Genomic DNA, 286 nt, shown 5'->3' with positions numbered 1-286 from the left:
CGGTAGGGGCGAGTGAACCGGTGGGTGATTGGGCCGAGCGCGGCGGCGAAGTCGCGTGAGCGGTAGCAGGCGCCGTTGTCGGTCATGACCTCTGTGACGGTGATCCCGGCGGCAGTGAAGAAGGCGTTGGCGCGCTGCCAGAACCCGGCGGCGGTCTTTTTGCGTTCGTCGGTGTGGATCTCGGAGTATGCGAGCCGGGAGTGGTCGTCGACGGCGTGGTGCAGGAAGGAGTAGCCGCGGCCGCTGCGACCGTGTCCGTTGTTGTTCTTCTTGCCCGCTTGCCGGC

Annotated in this window: 1 protein-coding gene; it reads right to left on the bottom strand. The window is 67.1% G+C overall.

Annotated features, from left to right (window positions below; genetic code table 11):
* Window positions 1-286 (bottom strand): DDE-type integrase/transposase/recombinase (locus AC1RPH_RS08245; RefSeq protein ID WP_481762101.1); only part of this gene is annotated, 286 nt, incomplete at both ends.

It is taken from the genome of Dellaglioa sp. CoH-57-MRSF-16 (assembly GCF_056782055.1).
Note: the sequence above shows the minus strand (reverse complement) of the source record. Positions and strands in the feature narration are given on the sequence as shown.